Here is a 25,442-nt window from a genome sequence, read left to right as displayed (position 1 = left end):
GGGTGGAGGGCTGCCGACGCGATCAGCTGACGGACGGATCGGTACCGTCAGCTCACTTCTTGTGCTTGTCGAGTTCGGCCTGCACGGACTCCAGCAGCTCGCCCCAGGCCTGCTCGAACTTCTGCACGCCCTCGGTCTCCAGGACCGCGAACACGTCGTCGAGGTCGATGCCCAGCGCCTCCAACGAGGAGAACACCGACGACGCCTGGCCGTAGGTGCCGTCGATGGTGTTGCCGCGGATGACGCCGTGATCGGCGACGGCCTCGATGGTCTTCTCCGGGGCCGTGTTGACGGTGCCCGGGGCGACCAGCTCGACGACGTACCGGGTGTCGTCGTACTTGGGATCCTTGACGCCGGTGGACGCCCACAGTGGACGCTGCTTGTTGGCGCCGGCCGCGGCCAGGGCCTCCCAGCGCTCGCCGGCGAAGGTCTCCTCGTAGGCCTGGAACGCCAGGCGGGCGTTGGCGATGGCCGCCTCGCCCTCCAGCGCCCGCGCCTCGGGGCTGTTGATCGCTTGCAATCTCTTATCAATCTCCGAGTCGACCCGGGAGACGAAGAACGACGCCACGGAATGGATCTCCGCGATGTTGTGGCCGGCCTCCTTGGCCTGCTCCAGGCCCTCGATGTAGGCCTCCATGACCGCCTTGTAGCGGTCGAGCGAGAAGATCAGCGTGACGTTGACGCTGACGCCCTCGGCCAGCACCTTGGTGATGGCCGGCAGGCCGGCGACGGTGGCCGGGATCTTGATGAGGACGTTGGGCCGGTCGACGATCTTGGCCAGCTCGAGCGCCTGGTCGATCGTGCCCTGGGTGTCGTGGGCCAGCCGCGGGTCGACCTCGATCGATACCCGGCCGTCGACGTGTCCGGACTTCTCGAAGATCGAGGTGAACAGGTCGCAGGCGTCGCGGACGTCGTCGGTGGTGACCTCGCGGACGGTGTCGTCCACGCTGGCGCCACGGGCGGCCAGCTCGTCGAGCTGCTTCTGGTAGGACGCGCCGTCCTTGAGGGCGGCCTGGAAGATCGACGGGTTCGTGGTGACCCCGACGATGTGCTGGGTGTCGATCAGTTCCTTCAGGTTGCCCGAGTGCAGGCGCTGACGGGACAGATCGTCCAGCCAGAGCGAGACGCCCTGGGCCGACAGGTCGGCGAGCGGATCTCCGGTCATGACGGTCGACTTCCTTCCCCGGTGACGGGTTGGTGGGTGGTCAGAGGAAAAAGCGGGGCCGGCCGGCCGTTCGGGCCGGCCGGCCCCGGACTGCTACTGCTTGTCGGGCTCGGGCTTGCTGGCCGTGCTCGGCGCCGCGGTGCCGGAGCTGGCGGCCAGGGACTCCTTGGCCGCGGAAACCGCCGCCTCGGCGGTGATCCCGAACTTGGTGAACAGCGTCTTGGCGTCGGCGCTGGCTCCATAGTGCTCCAGCGACACCGGACGGCCGTGCGCGCCGAGCCAGCGCCACCACGGCTGGGCGATGGCGGCCTCGATGGACACCCGGGCGGTCACGTCGGACGGCAGCACCGACTCGATGTAGGCGCTGTCCTGGGCCTCGAACCAGTCCAGGCACGGCACCGACACGACGCGGGCGCTGATGCCCTCGGCGGCCAGCTGCTCCTTGGCCTGCACGGCCAGCGACAGCTCGGACCCGGTGGCGATCAGGATGACCTTCTTGTCGGCCGCCGCGTCGGCGTCCCAGTCGGCCAGCACGTAGCCGCCCTTGGCCACGCCCTCGGCGCTGGTGCCCTCCAGGACCGGGACGGCCTGGCGGGTCAGGATCATGCCGACCGGGCCGGAGAACCAGTCGTGCTGACGCTCCAGCACGGCCTTCCAGGCGAACGAGGTCTCGTTCGGATCACCCGGCCGGACGATCGACAGGCCGGGGATGGCCCGCAGCGCGGCCAGGTGCTCGACCGGCTGGTGGGTCGGGCCGTCCTCACCCAGACCGATGGAGTCATGGGTCCAGACGTAGATCGCCGGGGCGCCCATCAGGGCGGCGAGGCGGACCGCACCGCGCATGTAGTCCGAGAACTGCAGGAACGTCCCGCCGTACGGGCGGGTCGGGCCGTGCATGACGATCCCGGTCAGGATCGCGCCCATGCCGTGCTCGCGGATGCCGAAGTGCAGCGTCCGGCCGTAGGGCTCGGCCTTCCAGTGCTTGGTGGCGGCGTCGGCCGGGCCGAAGGAGGGCGAACCCTCCATCGTGGTGTTGTTCGACTCGGCCAGGTCGGCCGAACCGCCCCACAGCTCGGGCAGCGCGTCGGCGATGGCGTTGAGCACCTTGCCGGACGCGGCGCGGGTCGCGATCCCCTTGGGGTCGACGTCCCAGGACGGCAGGTTCGCGTCCCAGCCTTCGGGCAGTTCGCGGGCGGTCAACCGGTCGAACAGCGCCTTGCGCTCCGGGTTCGCCTTCGCCCACTCGTCGAAAGACTTCTGCCAGGCGGCCTTGGCGTCCGCGCCGCGGTCCAGCAGACCCCGGGTGTGCTTGATGACGACGTCCTCGACCGGGAACTTGACCTCCGGGTCGAACCCGAGGATCTCCTTGGTCGCGGCGATCTCCTTGTCGCCCAGCGCGGCGCCGTGCGCCTTGCCGGTGTTCATCAGGTTCGGCGCCGGGTAACCGATGATCGTGCGCAGCCGGATGAAGGACGGCTTGTCGGTGACGGCCTTGGCCTTCTCGATGGCCTCGAGGATGCCGGTGACGTTCTCGCCGCCGACGACGTCCTGCACGTGCCAGCCGTAGGCCTCGTAGCGGGCGGCGACGTCCTCGGACAGGGCGATGTTGGTGTCGTCCTCGATCGAGATGTCGTTGTGGTCGTAGAAGACGATGAGGTTGCCCAGCTGCTGGCGACCGGCGATGGAGCAGGCCTCGGAGGTGACGCCCTCCTGGATGTCGCCGTCGGAGCAGATGACGTAGATGAAGTGGTCGAACGGGGACTCACCCGGGGCGGCGTCCGGGTCGAACAGGCCACGCTCGCGGCGGGCGGCCATCGCCATGCCCACGGCGGAGGCCAACCCCTGGCCGAGCGGCCCGGTGGTGATCTCGACGCCCTTGGTGTGGTGGAACTCCGGGTGACCCGGCGTCTTCGAGCCCCAGGTCCGCAGGGCCTCGATGTCCTCGATCTCCAGCCCGAAGCCGCCCAGGTACAGCTGGACGTACAGGGTCAGCGACGAGTGACCGGCGGAGAGCACGAACCGGTCCCGACCGGGCCAGTCGGTGTCGGCGGGGTCGTGACGCATCGCACGCTGGAACAGCGTGTAGGCCAGGGGAGCCAGCGACATGGCCGTACCCGGGTGGCCGTTGCCGACCTTCTGGACCGCGTCGGCGGCCAGGATCCGCGCCGTGTCGACGGCCCGCTTGTCGGTGTCGGTCCAGTCGTCGGGGACCGAAGCGACCGTGAGGGCCTCGATGTCGGCGGTGGCGGCAGAACTGGTCACTGGTGCTGACCTCCTTGGGAGAACGGCTGACGGGTGACGTCCGGGAACGGCGCGCCGCGATCGGTGCAGCGGCGGGCCGGGACCGAGTCTAGGCAACTGGTATGTACTTGTATAGGGCAGGCAGGCGCACCGCTTCTAGCGCACGCCGCTGCCGACGGCCAGTGTGATGTCGACCCTAGTACCCCGCGCATCACGGGCGGATGCCCAGGTGCGCACACGGATGAAACGGACGGTGAGGTCTGCGTGTCGGCGCGGTGACCGGGCGGGGCGGACAGCCGTTCGGCGGCGTGGGTCCGGCACCGGCTGTCGGCGGCCCTTAGGATGATCAGGCCGGTTCCTCATCATCTGTGCACACTCGCGGAGGGCCGTCGACCGCCGTTCCGTCGGCCGCTGGGATTCCTCCGAGTCGCAGTGGCCGGCCCGTGCCCGTCCGAAGGAGTTCGCGTGGGGGTGTCCCCGTCCGGAGGCCAGCAGCCGCGTCCGGAGCAGTCCTCGGCGTCTGCCGAGCCCGGTCGGGTCGGCACCGTCGTCCCGGACCCGGTCGGTGGAGCGGGCAACCGCACCCGGTTGGACACCCTGGGCCTGGACACCGCCGGTCCGACGTGGCGGGCGAAGGTCGGCGCCTACGTCGCCCTCACCAAGCCGCGGATCATCGAACTGCTGCTGATCACGACCATCCCGGCGTTGTTCGCCGCGCAGCGGTCCGTGCCGTCGTTCGGGTTGATCGTGGCGACCATGGTCGGCGGGACCCTGGCCGCCGGCAGCGCCAACGCCCTCAACTGCGTGGTCGACGCCGACATCGACGCCAAGATGCGCCGCACCCGGTCCCGGCCGCTGGCCCGGCACGCCGTCAGCACCCGCGCCGCCCTGGTCTTCGGGATCGTCCTCGGCATCGTGGCCACCGCGGTGCTCGGCGTGTTCACCACCTGGGCGGCCGCCGGCCTGGCGGTGACCGCCATCCTGTTCTACGTCTTCGTCTACTCGATGCTGCTCAAGCGCCGCACCTCCCAGAACATCGTCTGGGGCGGCCTGGCCGGGTGCATGCCGGTCGTCATCGGCTGGTCGGCGGTCACCGGGGACATCGGGTGGCCCGCGTGGGTGTTCTTCGGGGTCATCTTCTTCTGGACGCCCCCGCACACGTGGGCGCTGGCCATGCGGTACCGCGAGGACTACGCGGCCGCCGGCGTGCCCATGCTGCCGGTCGTGCAGACCGAGCGGGTCGTCGTCCGGCAGATCGTCCTCTACAGCTGGGCGATGGTGGCCTGCTCGCTGCTGCTGATTCCGGCCTCGTCGTGGATCTACGCGGCCGTCGCCGTGCCGGCCGGCCTGTGGTTCCTGGCCCTGGCCCACCTGCTGCACGTCCGCGTGCTGCGTGGGGAAGCGGCCAAGCCGATGACCCTGTTCCACATCTCCAACCTCTACCTGACCCTGGTGTCGGTGGCCTGGGCGGTCGACTCCGTCGTCGGGTTGCCGGCTCTCGGCTGGCCGTGGTGACCTCCGCCGATCCGACGCCGGGCGCGCTGGACGGCGGATCCGTCCGGGGCCTGGACGGCGGGCCGGTGGCTCCGCGGCTGCGCTCGTTCCTCGACGCGCACGGCGGGGTCGGCACCGCGGTGGTCTCGTCGGTCGGTCGGCGGGGCGCCCGGATCGTCGTGGTCGCGGAGTCCGACGGCGCCTGGGCTGATGCGGTGGTGGCCTCGGTGCCCGACGCCGTGGCCGTGTGCTCGGCCGCCGGCATCACCGTGGCAGACCACTGGACCCGCGAGCTGTCCGGGCGGGTCACCGTCTCCGACGCCGACCGTCGGCGGATGGCCGGCACCGGCCGCTGACCCTCGGTCCCCGTCAGCGGGGGATCGGGACCGGCCGGTAGGGCCCGACGCGCCCGGTGAGGCGCTCGCGGGCACCGTCGACGGCGTGCTGCACCCGGTCCCGTTCCGCGGCATCGAAATCCGCCGCCGCGAGCCGAGCGTCGAGCCGATCCAGTTGGGCCTCCACGGCCGGGCGTTCCGGGGCCGGCAGCGTCCATCCGACCTCACCGAGCAGTTCGGCGATCCGCACCAGCACGTCCGGGTCGGAATCCCCGTAGTGCAGACAGCCCGATACCCCGACATCCAGCAACTGCGGGAACGTCGCCCGTCGGATGACCACCCGGGGGCGGTCCTCGGCGCCGTCCAGGACCATCGGGCCCCAGGTGCGGCCGGCGTACTGGCCGAGCAGGGTGCCGACGTGGCCGATGGCGTGCACCGCGGTGGTCGGGTCGTTGATACCGGACGACAGGGCCTTGAGAGCGACGTCGACCAGCTGCCGCAGGCCGTAGCCGACGTCCTGCGCCGACGTCCGCTCCACCCCGGTGCGGATCGCCCGGGCGGTGACGTCGCGGACCGCGTCCCCGCTGTCCTGGCCCGGCCGGACGTTCGGGTCGGTCGGTCGCCAGCGGCCGAGCGGGGCCCCGGCCGCGACGGTGGAACCGGCGTCGCAGTGCACGTCCAGCAGCAGGTCGTGCTCGTCGGCCAACCGGACCAGGGCGTCATGGTCGATGCCGGTGACGAAGCCGGAACCACCGGCCGGCAGCGGCTGCCAGGTGTCGTCGTCGGTGTCGAAGACGGCGGGTACGTCGCGGGTCCCGCCGTCGGGGTCGCGGGCCACGGTGCCGGCGAGCAGGGTCGCCTCCGCGCTGCGGTGCACCCGGGCCAGCATGGGTTCGACGCGGATCTCGCGGGCCAGGTGGGCCAGGAACGCGACCAGCAGGACGACGTCGACGACGGCGGCCAGGTAGGCCAGCGTGATCGAGGCGTGCGGGACGACGGCCGGGGCGGTGTCGGTCTCCACCCGCACCGTCCGCAGCACCGTCAGCGTGTAGACGAAGGTGCCGAGGAACGCCGCCAGCGTGACCTGCACGAACCGGTCCGCACTGAAGGTCCGCAGCAGGCGGGGGGAGAACTGGCTGCTGGCCAGCTGCAGGGTCACCACCGTCAGCGAGAACGTCAGCGAGGTGACGGTGACGACCGATCCGGCGATCGCGGCCAGGACGTCACGGGCGGCGTCGGCGCCCCCGCTGAACGTCCACTGCGCGAGCCACTGCGCGAACCGCCGGGACGCCTCGCCGCCGCCGGTGGACAGCGCGTTGTCCAGCTCGGGGACGGCGACGCCGAGACCGAGCGCGACCAGGATCCCGAGCACGGGCAACGGCCACAGTCGGCTGCCGACGGCGTCCCGGATCTGGTGCCAACCGGATGTCGTGCGCCCCGGGGAGGAGCTCACGATTGCTGGGGCTCGCGGACCCGCAGGGCGAAGACGACCGCGGCCGCGGCCGCGGTGAGCAGCACGGCGCCCAGCACGTGCGCGACGACCAGCGCCTCCGGCACCCCGGTGGCGTACTGGACGAGACCGATCAGCCCCTGTCCGGCGGTGACGGCGACCAGGATCCAGGCCCGGCGGACGAGCCGGGCCGGCGCCTTGACGGCCAGGAACGCGACGGTGGTGGCGACCAGCAGACCGAGGTAGGCGAACATCAGGTCGGCGTGCACCTGGGCCAGGGCCCGCACCGGCACGTCCAACCGGGGCGTGCGGTCGTCCCCGCCGTGCGGCCCGGCCGCGGTGACCAGGGTGCCGGCGACGCACAGCGCACCGAGGACGACCACGGTCGCCCAGGTCAGCCCGACCAGCGGCCGGGGCACGACCCAGCGCGGCGGCGCGTCCGTCTCGTAGAGGCGGGTGAGGACGGCGATGGCGAAGAACAGCAGCAGCAGCGAGACCAGGAAGTGCGGCGCGACGGTCCACCAGCTCAACCCGGTGAGCACGACGATGCCGCCCCAGACCGCCTGGAACACCACGCCGACGGGCCCGGCCAGGGCCAGCCAGACGACCGGGGTGCGCCGCGGCCGCGCCAGCCAGACCAGCAGGAACGTGCCGAGCGAGGCGATCAGGACGACGCCGGTGAGCGTGCGGTTGCCGAACTCGATGGCCTGGTGGAACGCCGACAGGTCCTCCCGTTGGATGGGGACGAACGAGCCTTCGTGACATTCGGGCCAGGTCGGGCAGCCCAGGCCGGAGCCGGTGACCCGCACGGTGGCGCCGGTGACGGCGATCCCGCCGTTGGTGACGGCCGCCGCCCAGGCGAAGGCCCGCTGCAGCCGCAGCGACGGGGTCCACCGGGACCGACCGGTCGACGGTGCGGTGTCGGTCGCGGGGGAAGTCGGGATCACAGCCATCGGAACCACCGTACGGTCGCGGCCCAGCCCAGGACGGTCCAGGCGGTCAGAACGAGCAGTGACATCGGCGACGGGGCCGTGCCGTGCTGCAGGACGTCGCGCAGACCCTCGCACAGCGCGCCGGAGGGTGTCAGTGCGCCCACGGCGGCCAGCCAGCCCGGGCTGGCGTACAGCGGCACGATCAGCCCGCCGAGCGCGATGAGGACGAGCCAGCCCAGGTTGGCCACCGCGAGGGTGGCCTCGGCGCGCAGGGTGCCGCCGACCAGCAGGGCCAGCCCGAGCAGCGCGGCCAGCCCGAGGACCGTCGCCAGCAGCACCCAGAACGGGCTGCCCAGCGGTCGCCAGCCCAGCGCCAGGGCCACCCCGCCGAGGATCACGTACTGACCGGCCACGACCGCCGCGGAGGCCAGCGTCTTGCCGCCGAGGAGCTGCCAGCGACTCCACCCGGCCGCGGCCAGCCGCCGCAGCACCCCGTACCGACGGTCGAAACCGGTGACGATGGCCTGCGAGGTGAACGCGGTGGACAGGGTGGCCAGCGCCAGCACCCCGGGGAGCACGGCGTTGATCCGCGGCTCCGGCAGGGCGACGACGGTGACGTAGACGCCGCCGAACAGCGCGGCCAGCGGCAGCACCAGGGCCAGCAGCAGCTGCTCGCCGTTGCGCAGCACGATCCGCAACTCGAACGCCGCGGCTGCGGTGATCTTGGCGACCGTCCCGGCCGGCCGTGGCCGGGGCGTGAAGGTGCCCGGGGCGAACGTCGGCCCGTCGGCCGTGGTCTGCTCTGCCGCGGTCATCGCCGCACCTGCCGTCCGGTGAGTTCGAGGTAGACATCGTCCAGGGTGCGCCGGCCGACCTGCAGGTTGTCGGGCATCACCCCGACCCGGGCGCAGAACGAGGACAGGGTCGCGATCACGGTCGGTCCGACGGGCCCGTCCAGGACGCCCTCGACGACGTAGCGGCCGGGCGAGGGTTCCTGCGCGGTGAATCCGTCGGGCAGTGCGCTCAGCAGCAGCGGCAGGTCGAGGCCGGGGCTGGCGGTGAACCGGACGAGGCCGGCGCCGCCGGCGGTCAGCTCCGTGGGGGTGCCCTCGGCGAGGACCCGGCCGTGGTCGACGATCACCACCCGGTCGGCCAGCAGTTCGGCCTCGTCCAGCAGATGCGTCGTCAGCACCACGGTGACGCCGTCCCGGCGGACCGCGCCGAGCAGGTCCCACACCAGGCGACGCGCCTGCGGATCGAGCCCGGCGGTCGGCTCGTCGAGGAACAGCAGCTCCGGTCGCCCGATGAGGGCCATGGCCAGGCTGAGCCGTTGCACCTGACCGCCGGACAGCCGCCGGACCGGCACCCGGGTCACGTCCGACAGGCCCAGCAGATCGAGCAGCCAGGCCGGGTCGTGGGGATCGGCCGAACAGCGGGCGACCAGTCGCAGCATCTCGCCGGTGCGGGCGGACAGGTGCGCGCCGCCGGCCTGCAGCATCACCCCGATGCGGGGACGCAGGGCGGCCGCCTGCCGGACCGGGTCCAGGCCGAGCACCCGGACGGTGCCGCCGTCGGGTCGGGCGAACCCGGTGCAGACGTCGAGCGTGCTGGTCTTGCCGGCCCCGTTCGGGCCGAGGAGCGCGAGCAGCGAACCGCGGGCGACCGAGAAGGACAGACCGTCGACGGCGACGGTCGAGCCGTAGCGCCGGACGAGACCATCGACCACGAGAGCGTCGTCGACGCCGGCGGCCCGGGACGGGGTCGGGGCACCGTCGGGGGCGCGCCGGGTCCCGGCGGAGAGGCGCGCGGACGATGCGCTGTCGGCAGACACGATTGCCCAGGATAGGCGGAGCGTGGGGCGGCCCGGTCGTCCGGCGAGCGGCGACGGTCGGGCCGCGACGCCGGTGTCCGGGTCGATCCCCCGGGGAGGGCCGGTGGACGAAGCCGGGCGCGCAGTCCGGCTCGGGCGGGCGCCGGGGTCTCGTTGGCGTGAGGTCACCGGTCCGGCCCGGGGGGACCGACCGCGTGACGGACACACTGCGTCCATCAGATCGTGGTCAGGCGGTCGGTGGGGCGCGGGTGGGGGTGCGGTGTCGGATCCGACTCGGCCCGGGACGGGGCGGCCGCTCAGCCCGGCCGACCGGTCGATCCTGGCGCTGGAGACCGGCGCCGTCGTCGGGCACACGGTCAAGATCGTGGAGCTGGGCGGCCGGGTGACGGCGGCCGAGGTGGCCGGACGGATTCGGGACCGACTGCCGGGTGCCCCGTCGCTGGCCACCCGACTGACCGGGTGGCCCGATGCGCCGCGCTGGACCCCGGATCCCGGGGCGGACGTGGACACCCAGGTGACCGCGGTCGCGCCGATGGACGGGTCGGACGGGTGGGACGAGCACCGGCTCCGCTCGCAGGTGGCCGAGCTGTTCGTACGTCGACTGGACCGGTCCCGCCCGCTGTGGCACGTGGCGGTGGCCCCGTTGTCCGGCGGCCGCACCGCGCTGATCTGGCGGCTGCACCACGCTCTGGCCGACGGGATGACCGCCGTGCGGTGGGCCGCTCACCTGTTCTGGGACGACCCCCCGCCCGCCCCGGAGTCGGCATCGGGGACCGCATCGTGGACCGACCGGCCGGTCCCGGAAGCGGCCGGCAGCCCGCGACCCCCGCGCCGGACGGACACGGTGGGCCACTGGGCGGGCACGGCCGCGGCGACCGGCGCGTCGCTGGTCGGCTTCCTGGCTCGGGAGGTACCGGTCGGTGGGGCGCCCTCACCGTTCGACGGGCCGGTGTCGGCGAACCGGGGGGTCGGCTGGGTCCGGGTGCCGCTGGCCACACTCAAGGCCGCCGCCCACCGCATCCCCGGGGCCACGGTGAACGACGCGCTGCTGGCCGCGGTGGCGGGGGGCCTGCGGTACTGGCTCACCGGGCACGGTCGCGCCGCGACCGACCTGCCGGTCCGGGTGCCGGTCAGCCTGCATCCCGAGCCCGGCTCGGGCTGCGTCGACGCCGGCAACGCCGACTCCTTTTTCACGATCGCCCTGCCCGTGCATCTGAGCGATCCGGCTGAACGGCTGCGGATCGTCGCGGGCCAGACGTCGGTGCGCAAGCATGCGCAGGACGCGCGGCGGGAGGATGCGATGACCCGGTCCCTCGAACGGTTCGACGCGACCCTCGGTCGGTTCGTCGACGGGTGGCGCACCGACCCCCGGCGGTTCGCGCTGGCCGTGTCCAACATCCCCGGTCCCCGCCAGCCGGTGACGGTGCTGGGTCACCCGGTCACCGGTCTGACGACGCTGGCGGAGATCGGCGAGCGGCACGGTCTGCGGGTGGCGGCGATCTCCTGCCACGACGCCCTCACCATCGGCTTCTGCGCCGATCCGGTGGTGGTCCCCGAGGTGCAGGTGCTGGCCGACGCCACAGCGGCGGCGCTGCGGGAAATGTTGGCCTGACAGCGGTCTCGCGACGCGAAACGTCGACGCCAGGGTCAGCCGGTCACCCGGTCCAGCATGTCGGTCAGCCGACCGACGGCTCCGCCGATGCCGAACTCGGCGACCAGTGCCGCGAGTCGGTCCGGGTCGGCCGGGGCGGCGGGGAGCCGGTCGTCCCGGTCCAGTTCGACGGGGGCGTCCACGGCGACCCGGGTGACCTGGCCGGCGACCTGCAGGTAGGCGCGGGCCGGGGCCAGCTTGGCCCGCTGCGGTCTGGTCAGCCGGGGATCGTCGGAATCCAGGGCGGCGACCAGGGCCTCGAGGGACCCGAAGCGACCGATCAGGGTGGCGGCGGTCTTCTCGCCGACGCCGGGGACGCCGGGCAGACCGTCGGACGGGTCGCCGCGCAGGGCGGCGAAGTCGGCGTAGCAGCCGGGCGGGATGCCGTAGCGGGCGGCGACGTCGGCGGGCGTGTAGACGGCGGCCTTGCTCATCCCGGCCCCGATGTAGCGGACGGCCACCGGGGGTGGGCCGTCGGTGGCGACCTGGAACAGGTCACGATCGCCGGTGACGACCTCGACCGGGTCCTGCTGCTCCCGGGCGGCCAGCGCGCCGATGACGTCGTCGGCCTCGTGGTGCGGCGCGCCGGCCGTGGCCAGACCGATCGCGGCCAGCACCTCGAGCAGCACCGGCACCTGCGCACTCAGGTCGTCCGGGGCGTCTTCGACATCCAGACCGACGACCGCGACCCCGGCGCCCACGGGCGCGTCGGCCAGGGCCTCGGGGGACAGCTCGGCCGGGTCGAGCACCCGGTGGGTCTTGTAGGTGGGGATGAGCTCGACCCGCCAGGCGGGCCGCCAGTCCAGGTCCAGGCAGGCGACCGCGCGGGTGGGACGGGCGTCGCCGATGACCCGGGCGAGGATGTCGAGGGTGCCGCGGATCGCGTTGACCGGCCGTCCGTCGGGGGCTTTCACCGACGACGGGACGGCGTAGAACGCCCGGAAGTAGATGCCGGCCAGGTCGAACAGCTGCAGCATGGGCCGGACGCTACCCGCCGCCCGGTCAAACGTGATTGTTCTCGCCGGCCGGTTCGTCGCGGATCCCGGTGCTCGTCCGTTTTGTCCGTCCGGCGCTGCGAGAATTGTCGATCATGAGCGCAACCCCCACCCGCACCGTCACCGCCGACATCACCCTGGATGTCCAGCAGCCCGGCCGCATCGTCTTCCAGGTCGCCGTCGCCCACGCCCCCGGCCTGTCCGTCGACGAGACCCTCACCATCACCGTCGACGACGCCCCGGTCACCCCCACCGAGATCGTCGGCCGCACCGGAACCCGCTTCCATGTCCTGGAGCAGCCGCCGGTCGGCGCCCTGGCCCTGTCCTACAGCGCCACCGTGCAGGGCCGCGCCGAGGCCCCGGAGGTCCTGGACCACGAGCTGATCGAGTACGCCCGTCCCAGCCGTTACGCCGAGTCCGACACCCTGGCCGCCGTCGCCCAGCGCGAGTTCGGGTCGATCGAGGACCCGGCCGAACTGCTCGGCGCCGTCGCTGCCTGGGTCGGCGGCCACCTGTCCTACGTGTCGGGCAGCAGCGACCCGATCGACGGCGCCGTCGACACCTATCTGCTCGGGCAGGGCGTCTGCCGCGACTACGCGCACCTGGTCATCGCCCTGCTGCGGGCCCGCAGCGTGCCGGCCCGCCTGGTCGCGGTCTACGCGCCCGGCCTGTCGCCGATGGACTTCCACGCGGTCGCCGAGGCCTACGTCGACGGCGGTTGGCACGTGGTCGACGGGACCCTGCTGGCCCCGCGCTCGACCCTGCTGCGCATCGCCACCGGTCGGGACGCCGCGGACACCGCTTTCACCGACGCCCTCGGTGGTGGCATCGTCTTCGGGCAGTCCACCGTCACCGCCGTCGTCGAGGGTGACCTGCCGAACGACGACCCGCGGAAGCTGGTCACCCTGGGCTGAGCGAGCCCACGGTCGACACCGATGAGTCGACATCGATGAGTCGACACCGATGAGTCGACGGGCCCGGGCCGGTCCATCCCCCTGACCAGCCCGTCGACGCATCGCCCGGAGGTTCCCGTGTCCGCTGTCCGCCCCGACCACCCGCCCCTGACGAGCGCCGACTGGGACCACCGGCTGGGTGCCCTGCTCGACCCGGACGCACCTGGCGCGGCGGCCCGCGGGGTCGCCCCCGGGTCGGCGTGGTGGGTGGGCGGGGTCGACGGTCCGCTGAGCCGGGGGGCCGTCGGCCGGCAGGGCACCGATCGGCGGGACGCGTCGATCAGCGTCCACACGCCGTTCCGGTGGTCGTCGGTGACCAAGCCGGTGGTCGCTGCGCTCGCGTTGGCCCTGCTGGACGAAGGCACCCTGACGCTCGACGCCCCGGTCGACCGGTGGCTGCCGGAGTTGGCCGACCGGCGGGTGCTCAGCGAGCCCCTGACCCCGGACACCGACGTGGCCACCGCGGGTACCGTGCCGGCCCGGCGGCCCATCCTGGTCCGCGACGTGCTGGAGTTCCGGCTCGGCTGGGGGATGGACTTCACCGGTCCCTGGCCCGATCCGCTCCTGGTCGCGATGGCCGGGGCCGGGCTGGCCGCCGGACCCCCCGCCCCGCAGGTCAACCCCGAACCGGACGAGTGGCTGCGGCGGCTCGGCCGTTTCCCGCTGGCCCGCCAGCCGGGGGAGCAGTGGCGGTATCACACGGGGGCCAGCGTCCTGGGGGTGCTGCTCGCCCGGGCCGGCGGCGCTCCGCTGCCGGAGCTGCTGCAGCGGCGTGTCCTGGGCCCGGTCGGGATGACGGGGACCGCGTTCTGGGCCGACGCCGACCGGCTCGGCCCGCACTGGGCTCCGGCTGCCGGCCCCGACCCCCGGACACCGGCCCTGGCCTGCTACGACCCGGCCGACGGGCAGTGGTCGCGGCCGCCCGCGTTCCCGGACGCCGGTGACGGACTGGTCGGCCCGGTGGACGACCTGGCCGCCCTGGCCCGGACCCTGCTGGCCGGCGGGGTCACCCCGGACGGGCGACGGGTGCTCTCCACCGGCGTGGTCGCCGCGGCGACCCGCAGCCGGATCGGTCCCATCGACCAGGACGGCGCCGGCTGGGGGCTGGGGATGGGGGTCCGGCACAGTGCGACGCCGGACGGTCGATCGGCCGGCAGCTTCGGCTGGGACGGCGGGATGGGGGCCTCGTGGTGGGTCGACCCGACCACCGGGCGCATCGGCGTGCTGGCCACCAACCTCCTGTGGTCCTCGCCACAGCCGCCGCCGGTGTTCGGTGAGTTCTGGTCGCTGGCCTTTGGCGGTTCGATCTGACCGTCCGGAGCGGCCAGGCCGGAGAGCCTGCGGCTGGACACGGTTGATCACGACACGTGCTGTTGTCCGGCGGCCGTCCGACCGCAGGATCCGAGCGGCGGGACCGCCCGGCCGCCGTCTAGGCTCCCGACATGCTTTCCGATCAGCAGACCGGTGCCGTCGCCGAGCAGGACGTCAGCGCGAGCCGCGAGCCCGGACCGGCGACGCTGGCGGATCGGCTCGCCCGGCTGGCCGGGCAGGCCCGGGTCATCGGCGCCGACGTCGTCCTCGTGGCCCCCGGGGCCGATCTGCACTACTTCGCCGGCCACTCGGTCGGCTCGCACGAGCGGCTGACCTGCCTGGTCGTCCCGGCCGACGGTGAACCCGCGCTGCTGGTTCCCACCCTGGAACGCCCGGGGTGGACCGGCTCCCCGATCGAGGCGATGGGCGTGCCCATCGGCACGTGGACGGACGGGGCCGACCCCTATCGCACCCTGGTCGAGCTGTTCCGGGACGGCACCCGGGTCATCGCCGTCGACGACCACATGCCGGCGGTGCACGCGGTGAACGTCCGCGACGCGGTCCCCGGCGCCGAACTGGTACTGGCGGGGGAGGCGATCGGCGAGCTGCGGATGCGCAAGGGCCCCGACGAGGTCGACCAACTGGCCGCCGCCGGCGCCGCCATCGACCGGGTGCAGCGCCGGGTCGGTGAGTGGCTCCGGCCGGGGCGCACCGAGAACGAGATCGCCGCGGACATCGCCGCCGCAATCGTCGCCGAGGGCCACGCCCGGCCCGACTTCGTCATCGTCGGTTCCGGTCCCAACGGCGCCAGCCCCCACCACGAGGCCTCGGACCGGGTCGTGCAGGCCGGTGACCTGGTCGTCGTCGACATCGGCGGCCCGTTGCCGACCGGCTACTTCTCCGACTGCACCCGCACCTATCTGGTGGGGTCGCGGGCCGACGCCGACCCGGAGGCGGTGGCCGTCTACGAGATCGTCCGCGCCGCGCAGGCCGCCGGGGTCGCGGCGGTGCGGCCGGGGGCGACGGCGGAGTCGATCGACGCCGCCTCCCGCGCGGTCATCACCGAGGCCGGGTACGGCGAGTACTTCATCACCCGCACCGGCCACGGCATCGGCCTGGAGGTGCACGAGCACCCGTACATGGTCGCCGGCAACGTCCGGCCGCTGGAGCCGGGCATGGCCTTCTCCGTCGAACCGGGCATCTACCTGCCCGGCCGGTTCGGGGTCCGCATCGAGGACATCGTCGTGGTCGGCGCCGACGGTCCGGTGCTGATGAACAACGCACCGACCGAGCTCGTCGAACTCCCCGCCTAGGCCTGCGTCAGCCGTGAGAGGACAGCACATGTTGGAGGAGCTCGACGCCCGGATCGCCGAGGTCCTGGCCGCGGACGGCCGGTGCAGCTTCACCGATCTCGCCGAGAAGGTGGGACTGTCGGTGTCGGCGGTGCACCAGCGGGTGCGTCGGCTGGAGAAGCGGGGCGTCATCCAGCGGTACACCGCCGTCCTGGACCACGAACAGCTGGGGCGGCCCTTGACGGCGTTCGTGTCGTTGACCCCCATCGACCCGGCGGCCCCGGACGACTACCCGCAGCTGCTGGCCGTCCTGCCCGAGATCGAGTCGTGCTACTCGGTGGCCGGGGTCGAGTCCTACATCGTCAAGGTGCGGGTCGGCTCGCCGACCGAGTTGGAGGCCCTGCTGGCCACCATCCGCACCACGGCCGGGGTGTCGACCCGGACGACGGTGGTGCTGTCCACCCCGTACGAGCAGCGCGCCGTGCCGTGCCCACCGGGGACGACCGGCAGCTGAGGTCGGCGTGATGTGATCGGCGGGTGACCGAGCACGCACCCGCCGACCGCGACCGGATCGTCGACGTCCTGCACGGCGTCGAGATCGCCGACCCCTACCGCTATCTCGAGGACCCGGACGACCCGCGCACGCAGGCGTTCGTGCAGGCCCAGAACGCCGTGAGCCGCCCGCACCTGGCCGGGTTGGCCGCCGGGCCGGCGTTCCGGCAGCTGACGACCACGCTGCTGACCGCGCCGCGGCGGGGGGTGCCGTGGGAACGGGGTGGCCGGTACTTCGTCGTCGCCAACCCCGGGGACCTCGACCAGGACCAGCTGTTCACCGCCGACTCGCTGGACGATCTGCTGACCGCCCCGCGGCTGCTGCTCGACCCGAACACGCTCTCCACCGACGGCACCGTGGCGTTGACCGCGGCCCGGGTCAGCCCGGACGGCGCCCTGCTGGCCTACGCGCTGTCCGAGGGTGGTTCGGACTGGCAGTCGATCGCCGTCCGCGACATCGCGACCGGGCTGGACCGGCCCGACCGGCTGACGTGGGCGAAATGGGTGGCCCCGACCTGGCTCCCGGACTCCTCGGGGTTCCTGTACTGGCGGTACCCGGCGCCCGCCACCGCCGCGAACGACGGTGCCGTGGGGTCGGCGGCGCTGACCGAGGCGATGCCCGCCGGTGAACTCGTGCACCACCGGCTCGGGGACGACCAGGACGCCGACACGCTGGTGTGGTCCGATCCCGAGCACCCGGAATGGATGGCCGGCCCCTGGGTGGCGCCGGACGGTCGCTGGCTCGTGCTGACCACCAGCCCGGGCACCGACTCCCGGACGACGATCTCCGCCCACCGCCTGACCACCCCACCCGACGGCACGCCCGTGGCCATCGACCCGTCCCCGGTCGTGGTGGTCGGGGAGCTGGCCGACGCGCACACCGTCGTCGGCAGCGACGGCGACCAGTTGTTCCTGCGCACCGAACGGGACGCCCCCCGCGGCCGGCTGGTCCGCGTCGACCTCGCCGACCCCGACGCCCCCTGGACCGGGCTGGTGGACCAGCACGAGCAGGACGTCCTGGTCGACGCCTCACCGACCGCCGAGGCCTTCGTCCTGACCTGGTCCAGCGACGCCGCCCACCGCATCGAGCTCGTCGACCGGGACGGCGCGTCTCTGACCTGGCCCGACCTGCCCGCACCGGTCGCCGTGCTGGCCGTCAACACCCGCGCGAACAGCCCGGAGATCTTCGTCGGGCTGGGCTCGTTCACGGCGTTCTCCCGTCAGTACCGGTTGGACGCCACGACTGGCTACCAGCCGGAGTTGCTGGCCCCGCCCGGCGATCGACCGGACCTGCCGGAGACGGTGGTCCAGCGACGGTCGGGACGGTCGGCCGACGGCACTGCCGTCCCCATGACGGTGATCCGCCGGGCCGACCTGCCGGCCGGCCCGTCACCGACCCTGCTCTACGGCTACGGCGGGTTCGACGTGCCCATCCTGCCGGGCTTTTCGGCCCTCTTCGGCGCCTGGGTGGCGGCCGGCGGCACCCTGGCCGTCGCGAACCTGCGGGGCGGCGGCGAGTTCGGCGCGGACTGGCACACCGCCGGCATGCTCCACCACAAGCAGCGGGTGTTCGACGACCTGTACGCCTGCGCCGAGGCGCTCATCGCCGACGGCACCACCACGCCGGAGCAGCTCGCCGTGCACGGCCGGTCCAACGGCGGACTGCTGGTCGGGGCGGCGATGACCCAACGCCCGGAGCTGTTCGCCGTGGCCCTGCCGACCGTCGGTGTCCTGGACATGCTCCGGTTCCACCTGTTCACCATCGGGTGGGCCTGGATGAGCGAGTACGGCTCACCGGACGACCCGGACGATTTCGCCGTCCTGCACGCCTACTCCCCGCTGCACCGGCTCCGCGAGGGCACCCGGTACCCGGCGACCCTCATCTGCACGGGTGATCACGACGACCGGGTGGTGCCGGCGCACTCCCTGAAGTTCGGCGCCGAGCTGCAGCGCTGCCAGGCCGGACCGGGTCCGGTACTGCTGCGCATCGACACCCGGGCCGGGCACGGCGCCGGTAAGCCGGTGTCGGCGCTGGCCGAGGAGCACGCCGATCAGTTGGCGTTCGCCGCCGAGTACACCGGTCTGGTGCCGAGGGGGTAGCCGCCCCGCGGTCCCGTGGCCGCGTTGCGGCGTGACGGCGCGGCCACGGGGAATAGTCGACGCAGGCGGGAGGTTAGCGCCGGTAATGACCCGACCGGAGACAGGAACGGATTCCCGCATGACCTCTTCCGCACCCCCGGTCGCGCCGTCCCGGTCGACGGGCATCGGTCTGCGGTCCGAGCGCGGTCCCATCCTGCTGTCGCTCATGCTGTCGACGTCGCTCGTCGCGCTGGACTCCACCATCATCGCCACGGCGATCCCGTCCACCGTCGACGACCTCGGCGGGTTCACGCAGTTCCCGTGGTTGTTCTCGATCTACCTGCTGGCGCAGGCGGTCTCGGTGCCGATCTACGGCAAGCTGGCCGACGTGGTCGGCCGCAAACCGATCATGCTGCTGGGCATCGCGCTGTTCCTCGCCGGCTCGATCCTGTGCGGCCTGGCTTGGAACATGACGGCGCTCATCGTGTTCCGCGCGATCCAGGGCCTCGGCGCCGGCGCCGTGCAGCCGATGAGCATCACCATCGCCGGCGACATCTACACGCTCACCGAGCGGGCCCGCAGCCAGGCCTACCTGGCCAGTGTCTGGGGGATGTCCGCGGTCGTCGGCCCCGCCCTGGGCGGGTTGTTCGCCGAACATCTGTCCTGGCGGTGGATCTTCTGGATCAACATCCCGCTGTGCGTGCTGGCCGGCTGGATGCTCTGGCGGCGGTTCCACGAGAACGTGACCCGGGTCCGGCGGTCCATCGACTACGCCGGCGCCACCACCCTGACGGTCGGGTCAGCGCTGCTCATCCTGGGCCTGCTGGAAGGCGGGCAGGCGTGGGCGTGGACGTCGCCGATCAGCATCGTGGTGCTCACCGTCGGGGTGCTGGCCATCGTCGCGTTCGTGCTCCTCGAGAAGAGGGCCGCCGAGCCGGTGTTGCCGCTGTGGGTGCTGCGGCGTCGGATCCTGGTGGCCGCCTCCCTGGTGTCGCTGCTGGTCGGGGCGGTGCTGTTCGGCCTGACCACCTACGTGCCGACGTTCGCGCAGGACGTGCTGGGCGCCACCCCGGTGGTCGCCGGGTTCGCCCTGGCCACCCTGACGATCGGTTGGCCGATCGCGGCGTCCCTGTCCGGGCGGCTCTACCTGCGCTGCGGGTTCCGCGTCACCGCGATCATCGGCAGTGTCCTGGTCGTCGCCGGGTCGGCCGTCAGCATCACGTGGGGGGTCGGGACCTCGCTCTGGTCGCTGGCTCTCGGTTGCTTCGTGGTCGGTCTGGGCATGGGCCTGGTGGCGAGCCCGTCGCTCATCGCTGCCCAGAGCAGCGTCGGGTGGGGCGATCGGGGGGTCGTCACGGCGACGTCGATGTTCGCGCGCTCGATCGGCAGTGCGGTGGGGGTGGCGGCGTTCGGCGCGATCGTCAACGCCGGCATCGGGGCAACCCCGACCGGTCCGGAACTGGCGGCGGCCACCCACGGCGTGTTCATCGCCGGGGCAGTCCTGTCGGTGGTGATGGCGGCCGCGGTGCTGCTCCTGCCGGGGGGTCGGCCCGACACCGAGTCCCATGAGGTTGCATCGGACCCGGCGGCGACCGGCTGATCCACTCGTTTCGCGATCTTCGTTCTTCGGCTTCACCTGTTCGGGTGGTAGGGCTGGGGCATCCGGGTCAGCCTGGCGGCCGCTCGTGTGGCTCAGGGGGGCGCTGGGCAGTCGAATGCTGTCGAATCGTGACCTGAACATCCAGTTTCTGGTCTGACGGTGTGGTCGACTGGGCCCGGGCGGGTGTCGTACCGCGGCCCAGTGGGGCGTCGTCGGCGATGGCGACGTCGGTCGATGTCAGGCGCGGACGCGCGTCTGGGGAGGAGTGTCGGTGAAGCGCAGCACGATCGGACTTGTCGGAGCGGCCGCCGCAGGAGCGTTGTTCCTGGCCGGATGCGGATCGTCGGGGGGAACCGCCGCCAGCAGCACCTCGACGCCGGCCACGACGGCCGCGACGAGCAGCTCGATGATGTCGTCGCCCTCGAGCAGCATGTCCGAGGACATGACGATGTCGACCCAGATCTCGCCGACGGGGACGGCCACGACCGTGGGTGGGGACGTGACCGAGCTCGACGCCCAGTCGGTGACCTGGTTCCAGACGTTCTGTGGTGGCTTCAGCGGCCTGGCCGATCTGGAGACCAAGGCGCAGAGCATCTCCACCCCGGCGCAGGCCGGCGAGCTGCTCGGCACCCTGGGTCAGGCCTTCACCGAGACCGGCCAGAAGCTGCAGAGCGTGCCGCCGCCCACCTTCGAGGGCGGCGATCAGCTCGCGGCCACCTCGCAGGAGGTCTTCAACAAGGTCGGACCGGCGTTCACCGAGTTCGGTCAGCAGGCGGCCACGATCGACCAGAACGACCAGGCGGCCCTGCAGAAGTTCGGCACCGACTTCCAGCAGCAGCTGAGCAGCCTGAAGGATGTCCAGAACATCCAGCTCAGCGACAGCGTCAAGGCGGCGGCCGAGAAGCAGGTGCCCGAGTGCGCGACCCTGGCCAAGCTGGGATCCGGCTCGAGCGCGGGGGCTTCCGCGGCGCCGAGCAGCTGATCGGTGTGACACCGGCCGGCACTTTGCCGGCTCGTATCGGGGGCGGGACATCACGACGATGTCCCGCCCCTGGTGTGTTCGCGGTCCGGTCGCGGTCCTACGGTCGCGACGTCGCTGGTGCCGCCACCCCGGAGGGCGGCGTGTGCCCACGGCCGCTCGACTCGTGATCAACTGGTCGGCCCGCGAGACCCGCGGGACGGGTGGCCGCGTCGGCGGCGACCCGCGGTGACGGCTTCGAGGACGCCGGGAACAGGAGTGGTGTCACGTGAAGGCACGGACGACCGGACTGACCGGAGTCATGGCGGCGGGAGCGTTGCTGCTGGCGGCGTGCGGCTCCGGTGGCGGTACGGCCGCGACGACATCGGCCGGTGCGCCGCTGACCACGTCGGCGGTGAGCACCACCAGCGCGTCGGCGGCGCCGTCGTCCTCGGCGGGCGGGGACGTGCAGCTCGACGGTCAGACGATCTCCTGGTTCACCACCCTGTGCTCGGGGCTGACGTCCCTGAACCAGCTGCAGGGGACCGGCAGCGTCACCTCGACGGCGCAACTGGGCACCCTGCTCACGTCGACCGGTGACGCGATCAACCAGACCAACGCCGCGTTGGCCGCCAAGCCGGCGCCGACCTTCGACGGTGGTGAGGCGTTCGCGGCGCAGGCCGACAAGGCGCTCGGCACCTTCGGGGCGACTCTCACCGAATTCGGTCAGCGCGCGTCGGCGCTGCCGGCCGGCGATCAGGCCGCGGCCACACAGTTCGCGCAGGACTTCCAGGCGGCGGCCGCGAACTTCAACTCGCTCGGTGCCGGCGTCAAGCTGGACCCGGCGATCGAGAAGGCCGTCGTGGCCCAGGCTCCCGGTTGTGACGTGCTGGCCAGCACGGTCGGGGCCGGTCGAGGGTCGTCCTCCTCGGCGACCAGTGCGGCGCCGACCAGCTGAGCCCCCGGACGGGGCGGTCACGGCTTGCTGGTGGCCGCCCCTCCATCACGGGTCAGGAGCGGTAGCGGCCGCGCAGCTGATCGTCGTCCAGCCACCAGGGCGCGGTCATCGCCGGCGCATCCGGATGGCTGCGCCCGACGGTGGTGGGGTCGGCTTCTGCGTCCCCGGAGGTCAGCGCAGCGGCGAGGGCAGCGTCGCGGGCGTCGAGATCGGCGTCGATGAGCGCGGCCTCGGCGGCGTCGGCCCGCATCCACCGCGTGGTCACCAGGACGAGGAACGGCAGGTCGAGAGCCTCCGCCACCGCCCACAGGATCGCTCCGGCGGTGTGCTGGTCGTCCAGGGCGGCCGGCGCCCAGGTCGGGTGGCTGGCGGCGAAGTGGGTGAGCGTGAGATGCGGGTCGAAGGTCAACGCGGCGCCCGGGAACGCATCGAGGAGGAGTTCGATGACCCCCACGCCGAGGGCCAGTCCGACGGCCATGGCCGATCGGCGGTCGTCGCGGTCGACGAGCGGCAGCGCGATGAGCGCCCCCAGGCCCAGCAGCAGCAGGTGCAGGGCCCAGCCGGCCCCCGGTGACTGCAGGGCGAACGCCCCCAGGCCGCCGAAGAACAGCAGCGCGGCCAGGATCGGGACCAGCAGCGGCCCGACCAGGGGGTGGCCGAGAATCCGTACGGGGCGGCTGCGGAGCATCCGCAGGGCCTTGCTCTGCTCCCCGGACGTCCGCCGGAGCAGGGCCAGCGGTTGACCGGCCAGCACGATGATCGGGATCACCAGGAGCAGCAGGAGCTGTTGGGTGGTCCACACCCACATCAGCTGTCCGGACCGGGCCTGCAGGAACCCGCAGCTGGTCCAGATCGCCGCGGCGAGCCCGAGCGCCACGAACATGTCGTGTCGTACGGGCCAGGGCAGCCCGACGGACCGGCCCCGGCGTCGGGCCCGCAGATACCCGACCGCGACGAGCAAGGTGACCGCCAGGGTCACCCAGTCGATCCGCCACTCGGTGGCCAAATCGGTCCAGGCGGGTGGGGTCTGCGGGTCGATCACCGACCCATCATGCTCCCGCCCGGGGTGGGGTCGGTCAGCGCGCTGCGGCGGCCTTCAGGTCCGGCGCCGTCCGGTAGATGATCTCGACCGCAGCCGCACCGACCGCCCCGACGAGCGCGGACTGCCACAGCAGCGTGGGGGTCAGGGAGAAGTCGAAGAAGTCGCGGGCCAGCGGCACGATGAACGCCAGCGCGGCCAGCGCCACCATCGAGCCGACCAGCGCGGCCTTCCAGGGCCGGAACGGTCGGGCCAGCACCACCAGGATCCAGAACGCCGTGATGAGCAGGGCCAGCGTGGCGGCACTGGACGGCAGGAAACACGCCACGTCGACCGGGATCTCGCTGCCGCCGCGGGTCCGCACCGCGCACTGCGCGGCCGGGGGAGCGACGACGGTGGTCCGGGCCAGCAGATACGACACGATCACGACGAGGCCGGCGACCGCACCGGCCGGCACGGCGAACCGCAGCACCCGCCGCAGGAACCCCGGGACGTAACGTCGCTTGTTCGGGCCGAGCGCGAGGAAGAACGCAGGGATGCCGATGGTCACGGCGGAGACCAGGGTCAGGTGCCGGGGCAGGAACGGGAACGGCAGGGTGAAGAGGGCGGCCGTGACGATGGCGATGAGGCTCATCACGTTCTTGGCCACGAACAGGTTGGCGACCCGTTCGACGTTGCCGATCACCCGCCGGCCTTCGGCCAGCACCGAGGGCATGTGCGAGAAGCGTCCGTCCAGCAGCACCAGTTGCGCGACCGCTTTGGTGGCCTGCGCGCCGTTGCCCATGGCGACGCCGATGTCGGCGTCCTTGAGGGCCAGCGCGTCGTTGACGCCGTCGCCGGTCATCGCCGCCACGTGCCCGTTGCGCTGCAACGCCTGCACCAGGGCCCGCTTCTGCTCGGGCGACACCCGGCCGAACACCGTGGTGCGCTCGGCGATCTCGCGGAGCTCCTCCGGGTCGTCGCCGATGGTGCGGGCGTCGACGACAGTGTCCGGCGGCACGTCCAGGCCGACGCGGCGGGCGATGGCGGCGACGGTGGTCGGGTTGTCGCCGGAGATGATCTTGATGGCGACGCCTTGGTCCTTGAAGTAGTCCAGCGTCTCCTGCGCGTCCGGGCGGACCTGCTCGGTGAGGGTGATCAGCGACCGGGGGCGCACCCCGTCGGGCAGTGTCGCCCCGTTCGGGGCGGCGTCGGTGTGGGCCAGCAGCAGCACCCGGCGGCCGGTGGTGGCCAGCTCGGCGACCCGGTCGCGCAGCGGGTCGCCGGCGTCGAGCAGCACGTCCGGCGCCCCGAACACGATGGTGCCGCGCCCGGCGAACGCCGCGCAGCTCCACTTGCGAGCGGAGTTGAAGGCGACCGTCTCCGTGCGCTCCCACCCCTGCGGAGCGGGCAGGGCGCTCCCGAGGGCTTTGAGGGTGCCGTTGGCGTTGCCGTCGTCGGCCAGCGCCCCCAGCGCCTGGCACACCTGCTCGGTCGTCCACCGGTCACCGTCCGGACCGACCGGTTCGACGCCCTCGTAGGCGATCTCGCCGACGGTGAGCGTTCCGGTCTTGTCCAGGCAGACGACGTCGACGCGGGCCAGGCCTTCGACGGCGGGCAGTTCCTGCACCAGCACCTGCTGGCGGGTCAACTGCACGGCGGCCAGCAGGAACGCCACCGACGTCAGCAGCACCAGGCCCTCGGGGACCAGCCCGACCAGGCCGCCGGTGGATCGGATGACCACCTGTTGCCAGCCCTGCTCGCCGATCGCCCGCCACTGCGACCACAGCTGCAGCGGCAGGGCCAGGGCGATGATCCAGGTGATGTACTTGAGCAGCTTGTTGACCGACTCCTGGATCTCCGAGCGGGTCCGGGTGAACTTCTTGGCCTCGGCGGCGATCTTGTTGATGTAGGCGTCCGGGCCGACCGCGGCGGCCACGAAACGGCCGGTCCCGGCGACCACGGTGGTCCCCGACCGCACCTCGTCACCCGGCGCCTTCGGGATGGCGTCGGCCTCGCCGGTGAGGTTCGACTCGTCGATCTCCAGGCCGGCGGTCGACAGCATCCGGCCGTCGGCGGGCACCTGGTCGCCGGTGCGCAGTTCGATCAGGTCGTCGAGAACGACGGCGGTGGTGGCGATCTCGACCGGTTCACCGTCCCGGACGACCACCGTGGTGGGGGAGTTGAGCAGGGCGAGCCGGTCCAGTTTCCGCTTCGCCAGGTATTCCTGCACGATGCCGATCGCCGAGTTCACGACCAGCACGACCCCGAACAGACCGTCGGCCAGCGAACCGGTGATCAGGATCAGGACGAACAGAGCACCCAGAATGGCGTTGAACCGGGTGAACACGTTGGCCTGGACGATCGCCCACAGCGACCGGGACGACGCCTGACTCGTCGCGTTGACCTGTCCGCGGGCCTGCCGTTCGGCCACCTGGGCGGCCGTCAACCCGATCGCGGGGTCGGTCGGTGCCGTTCCGGTCAGGACGGCACTGGTCGAATCGGGCGTCATGCTCACCGGCCCACTGTGACAGATGGGGTTGCGCCCCGGTCAGATGTCCTGCCCGAACAGGTGAGTGTGGTTGACCCCCGGGCCGGGAGCCGCCACGGCGCCGTGACCGGCCGGG

General features: G+C 72.7%; 21 protein-coding genes. 11 read left to right on the top strand and 10 right to left on the bottom strand.

Going from position 1 to position 25,442, the window contains the following annotated elements; genetic code table 11:
- Window positions 1-52 precede the first annotated feature (52 nt).
- Both tal and tkt read right to left on the bottom strand, forming a co-directional pair.
- Complete coding sequence (gene tal / locus FDO65_RS04385; protein ID WP_137448208.1) at window positions 53-1,165, bottom strand: transaldolase; 1,113 nt, start codon at window positions 1,163-1,165, stop codon at window positions 53-55.
- A 93-nt stretch (window positions 1,166-1,258) separates the two neighbouring features.
- The gene (gene tkt / locus FDO65_RS04380; protein WP_240757412.1) at window positions 1,259-3,427 is read right to left on the bottom strand and encodes a transketolase; all 2,169 of its coding nucleotides are present in this window, start codon (window positions 3,425-3,427) and stop codon (window positions 1,259-1,261) included.
- Window positions 3,428-3,994: 567 nt separating this feature from the next.
- Here tkt and FDO65_RS04375 point away from each other — a divergent pair.
- Entirely contained in the window at window positions 3,995-4,921 is a 927-nt protein-coding gene (locus FDO65_RS04375; RefSeq protein WP_137449449.1) for a heme o synthase, read from the top strand.
- Window positions 4,918-5,256 carry a hypothetical protein gene (locus tag FDO65_RS04370; RefSeq protein WP_137448207.1) on the top strand — a complete coding sequence of 113 codons (339 nt, stop codon included), beginning with the start codon at window positions 4,918-4,920 and terminating at the stop codon, window positions 5,254-5,256. Before FDO65_RS04375 ends, FDO65_RS04370 begins: the two co-directional genes overlap by 4 nt.
- Before the next feature lie 13 nt (window positions 5,257-5,269).
- Here the strand turns inward: FDO65_RS04370 and FDO65_RS04365 are convergent, their stop codons facing one another.
- Genes FDO65_RS04365 through FDO65_RS04350 form a run of 4 tightly spaced genes read right to left on the bottom strand, consistent with a single transcriptional unit; the run spans window position 5,270 to window position 9,343 of the window.
- Window positions 5,270-6,688 carry a DUF2254 domain-containing protein gene (locus tag FDO65_RS04365; protein ID WP_137448206.1) on the bottom strand — a complete coding sequence of 473 codons (1,419 nt, stop codon included), beginning with the start codon at window positions 6,686-6,688 and terminating at the stop codon, window positions 5,270-5,272.
- Window positions 6,685-7,638 carry a COX15/CtaA family protein gene (locus FDO65_RS04360; protein ID WP_137448205.1) on the bottom strand — a complete coding sequence of 318 codons (954 nt, stop codon included), beginning with the start codon at window positions 7,636-7,638 and terminating at the stop codon, window positions 6,685-6,687. The genes FDO65_RS04365 and FDO65_RS04360 overlap by 4 nt, the downstream gene beginning before the upstream one ends.
- Window positions 7,629-8,432 carry an ABC transporter permease gene (locus FDO65_RS04355; protein ID WP_137448204.1) on the bottom strand — a complete coding sequence of 268 codons (804 nt, stop codon included), beginning with the start codon at window positions 8,430-8,432 and terminating at the stop codon, window positions 7,629-7,631. The genes FDO65_RS04360 and FDO65_RS04355 overlap by 10 nt, the downstream gene beginning before the upstream one ends.
- The gene (locus tag FDO65_RS04350) at window positions 8,429-9,343 is read right to left on the bottom strand and encodes an ABC transporter ATP-binding protein (RefSeq protein ID WP_420847516.1); all 915 of its coding nucleotides are present in this window, start codon (window positions 9,341-9,343) and stop codon (window positions 8,429-8,431) included. The genes FDO65_RS04355 and FDO65_RS04350 overlap by 4 nt, the downstream gene beginning before the upstream one ends.
- Before the next feature lie 364 nt (window positions 9,344-9,707).
- Between FDO65_RS04350 and FDO65_RS04345 the strand changes: the two genes are divergently transcribed.
- On the top strand, window positions 9,708-11,060 hold the full coding sequence (locus FDO65_RS04345) for a WS/DGAT domain-containing protein (RefSeq protein ID WP_137448202.1): 1,353 nt from the start codon (window positions 9,708-9,710) through the stop codon (window positions 11,058-11,060).
- A gap of 35 nt (window positions 11,061-11,095) precedes the next feature.
- Here FDO65_RS04345 and FDO65_RS04340 read toward each other — a convergent pair whose 3' ends face one another.
- Window positions 11,096-12,076 (bottom strand): 5'-3' exonuclease, encoded by a 981-nt coding sequence (locus tag FDO65_RS04340; protein WP_137448201.1) that lies wholly within the window; start codon window positions 12,074-12,076, stop codon window positions 11,096-11,098.
- A 113-nt stretch (window positions 12,077-12,189) separates the two neighbouring features.
- Here FDO65_RS04340 and FDO65_RS04335 point away from each other — a divergent pair, with 113 nt between their 5' ends.
- The 6 genes from FDO65_RS04335 (at window position 12,190) to FDO65_RS04310 (ending at window position 19,881) form a co-directional block, all read left to right on the top strand.
- The gene (locus FDO65_RS04335) at window positions 12,190-13,008 is read left to right on the top strand and encodes a transglutaminase-like domain-containing protein (protein ID WP_137448200.1); all 819 of its coding nucleotides are present in this window, start codon (window positions 12,190-12,192) and stop codon (window positions 13,006-13,008) included.
- A gap of 117 nt (window positions 13,009-13,125) precedes the next feature.
- On the top strand, window positions 13,126-14,358 hold the full coding sequence (locus tag FDO65_RS04330) for a serine hydrolase domain-containing protein (protein WP_166442024.1): 1,233 nt from the start codon (window positions 13,126-13,128) through the stop codon (window positions 14,356-14,358).
- A gap of 131 nt (window positions 14,359-14,489) precedes the next feature.
- Entirely contained in the window at window positions 14,490-15,671 is a 1,182-nt protein-coding gene (locus FDO65_RS04325; protein WP_137448198.1) for a M24 family metallopeptidase, read from the top strand.
- A 28-nt stretch (window positions 15,672-15,699) separates the two neighbouring features.
- A complete protein-coding gene (locus FDO65_RS04320) occupies window positions 15,700-16,164 on the top strand; it encodes an Lrp/AsnC family transcriptional regulator (protein WP_137448197.1) in 465 nt (154 codons plus the stop codon).
- Window positions 16,165-16,187: 23 nt separating this feature from the next.
- Window positions 16,188-18,302: a prolyl oligopeptidase family serine peptidase gene (locus FDO65_RS04315; protein ID WP_137448196.1), complete on the top strand. Its 2,115-nt coding sequence runs from the start codon at window positions 16,188-16,190 to the stop codon at window positions 18,300-18,302.
- Window positions 18,303-18,420: 118 nt separating this feature from the next.
- The gene (locus FDO65_RS04310; protein WP_137448195.1) at window positions 18,421-19,881 is read left to right on the top strand and encodes an MDR family MFS transporter; all 1,461 of its coding nucleotides are present in this window, start codon (window positions 18,421-18,423) and stop codon (window positions 19,879-19,881) included.
- Window positions 19,882-20,118: 237 nt separating this feature from the next.
- Here the strand turns inward: FDO65_RS04310 and FDO65_RS04305 are convergent, their stop codons facing one another.
- Window positions 20,119-20,364 (bottom strand): hypothetical protein, encoded by a 246-nt coding sequence (locus FDO65_RS04305; protein WP_137448194.1) that lies wholly within the window; start codon window positions 20,362-20,364, stop codon window positions 20,119-20,121.
- 16 nt (window positions 20,365-20,380) lie between these two features.
- Here FDO65_RS04305 and FDO65_RS04300 point away from each other — a divergent pair, with 16 nt between their 5' ends.
- Both FDO65_RS04300 and FDO65_RS04295 read left to right on the top strand, forming a co-directional pair.
- Window positions 20,381-20,863 (top strand): hypothetical protein, encoded by a 483-nt coding sequence (locus FDO65_RS04300; RefSeq protein WP_137448193.1) that lies wholly within the window; start codon window positions 20,381-20,383, stop codon window positions 20,861-20,863.
- A gap of 265 nt (window positions 20,864-21,128) precedes the next feature.
- Window positions 21,129-21,797, top strand: coding sequence for a hypothetical protein (locus FDO65_RS04295; protein ID WP_137448192.1), 669 nt, complete (start codon window positions 21,129-21,131; stop codon window positions 21,795-21,797).
- Window positions 21,798-21,849: 52 nt separating this feature from the next.
- Here FDO65_RS04295 and FDO65_RS04290 read toward each other — a convergent pair whose 3' ends face one another.
- Complete coding sequence (locus FDO65_RS04290) at window positions 21,850-22,839, bottom strand: cytochrome c oxidase assembly protein (protein ID WP_137448191.1); 990 nt, start codon at window positions 22,837-22,839, stop codon at window positions 21,850-21,852.
- A 34-nt stretch (window positions 22,840-22,873) separates the two neighbouring features.
- The gene (locus FDO65_RS04285) at window positions 22,874-25,327 is read right to left on the bottom strand and encodes an HAD-IC family P-type ATPase (RefSeq protein ID WP_137449448.1); all 2,454 of its coding nucleotides are present in this window, start codon (window positions 25,325-25,327) and stop codon (window positions 22,874-22,876) included.
- Window positions 25,328-25,442: the final 115 nt, after the last annotated feature.

Source organism: Nakamurella flava (assembly GCF_005298075.1).
In the GTDB taxonomy this organism is placed as follows: Bacteria; Actinomycetota; Actinomycetes; order Mycobacteriales; family Nakamurellaceae; genus Nakamurella; species Nakamurella flava.
The sequence above is the reverse complement of the archived record's forward strand: the minus strand, read 5'-3'. Positions and strand labels throughout refer to the sequence as shown.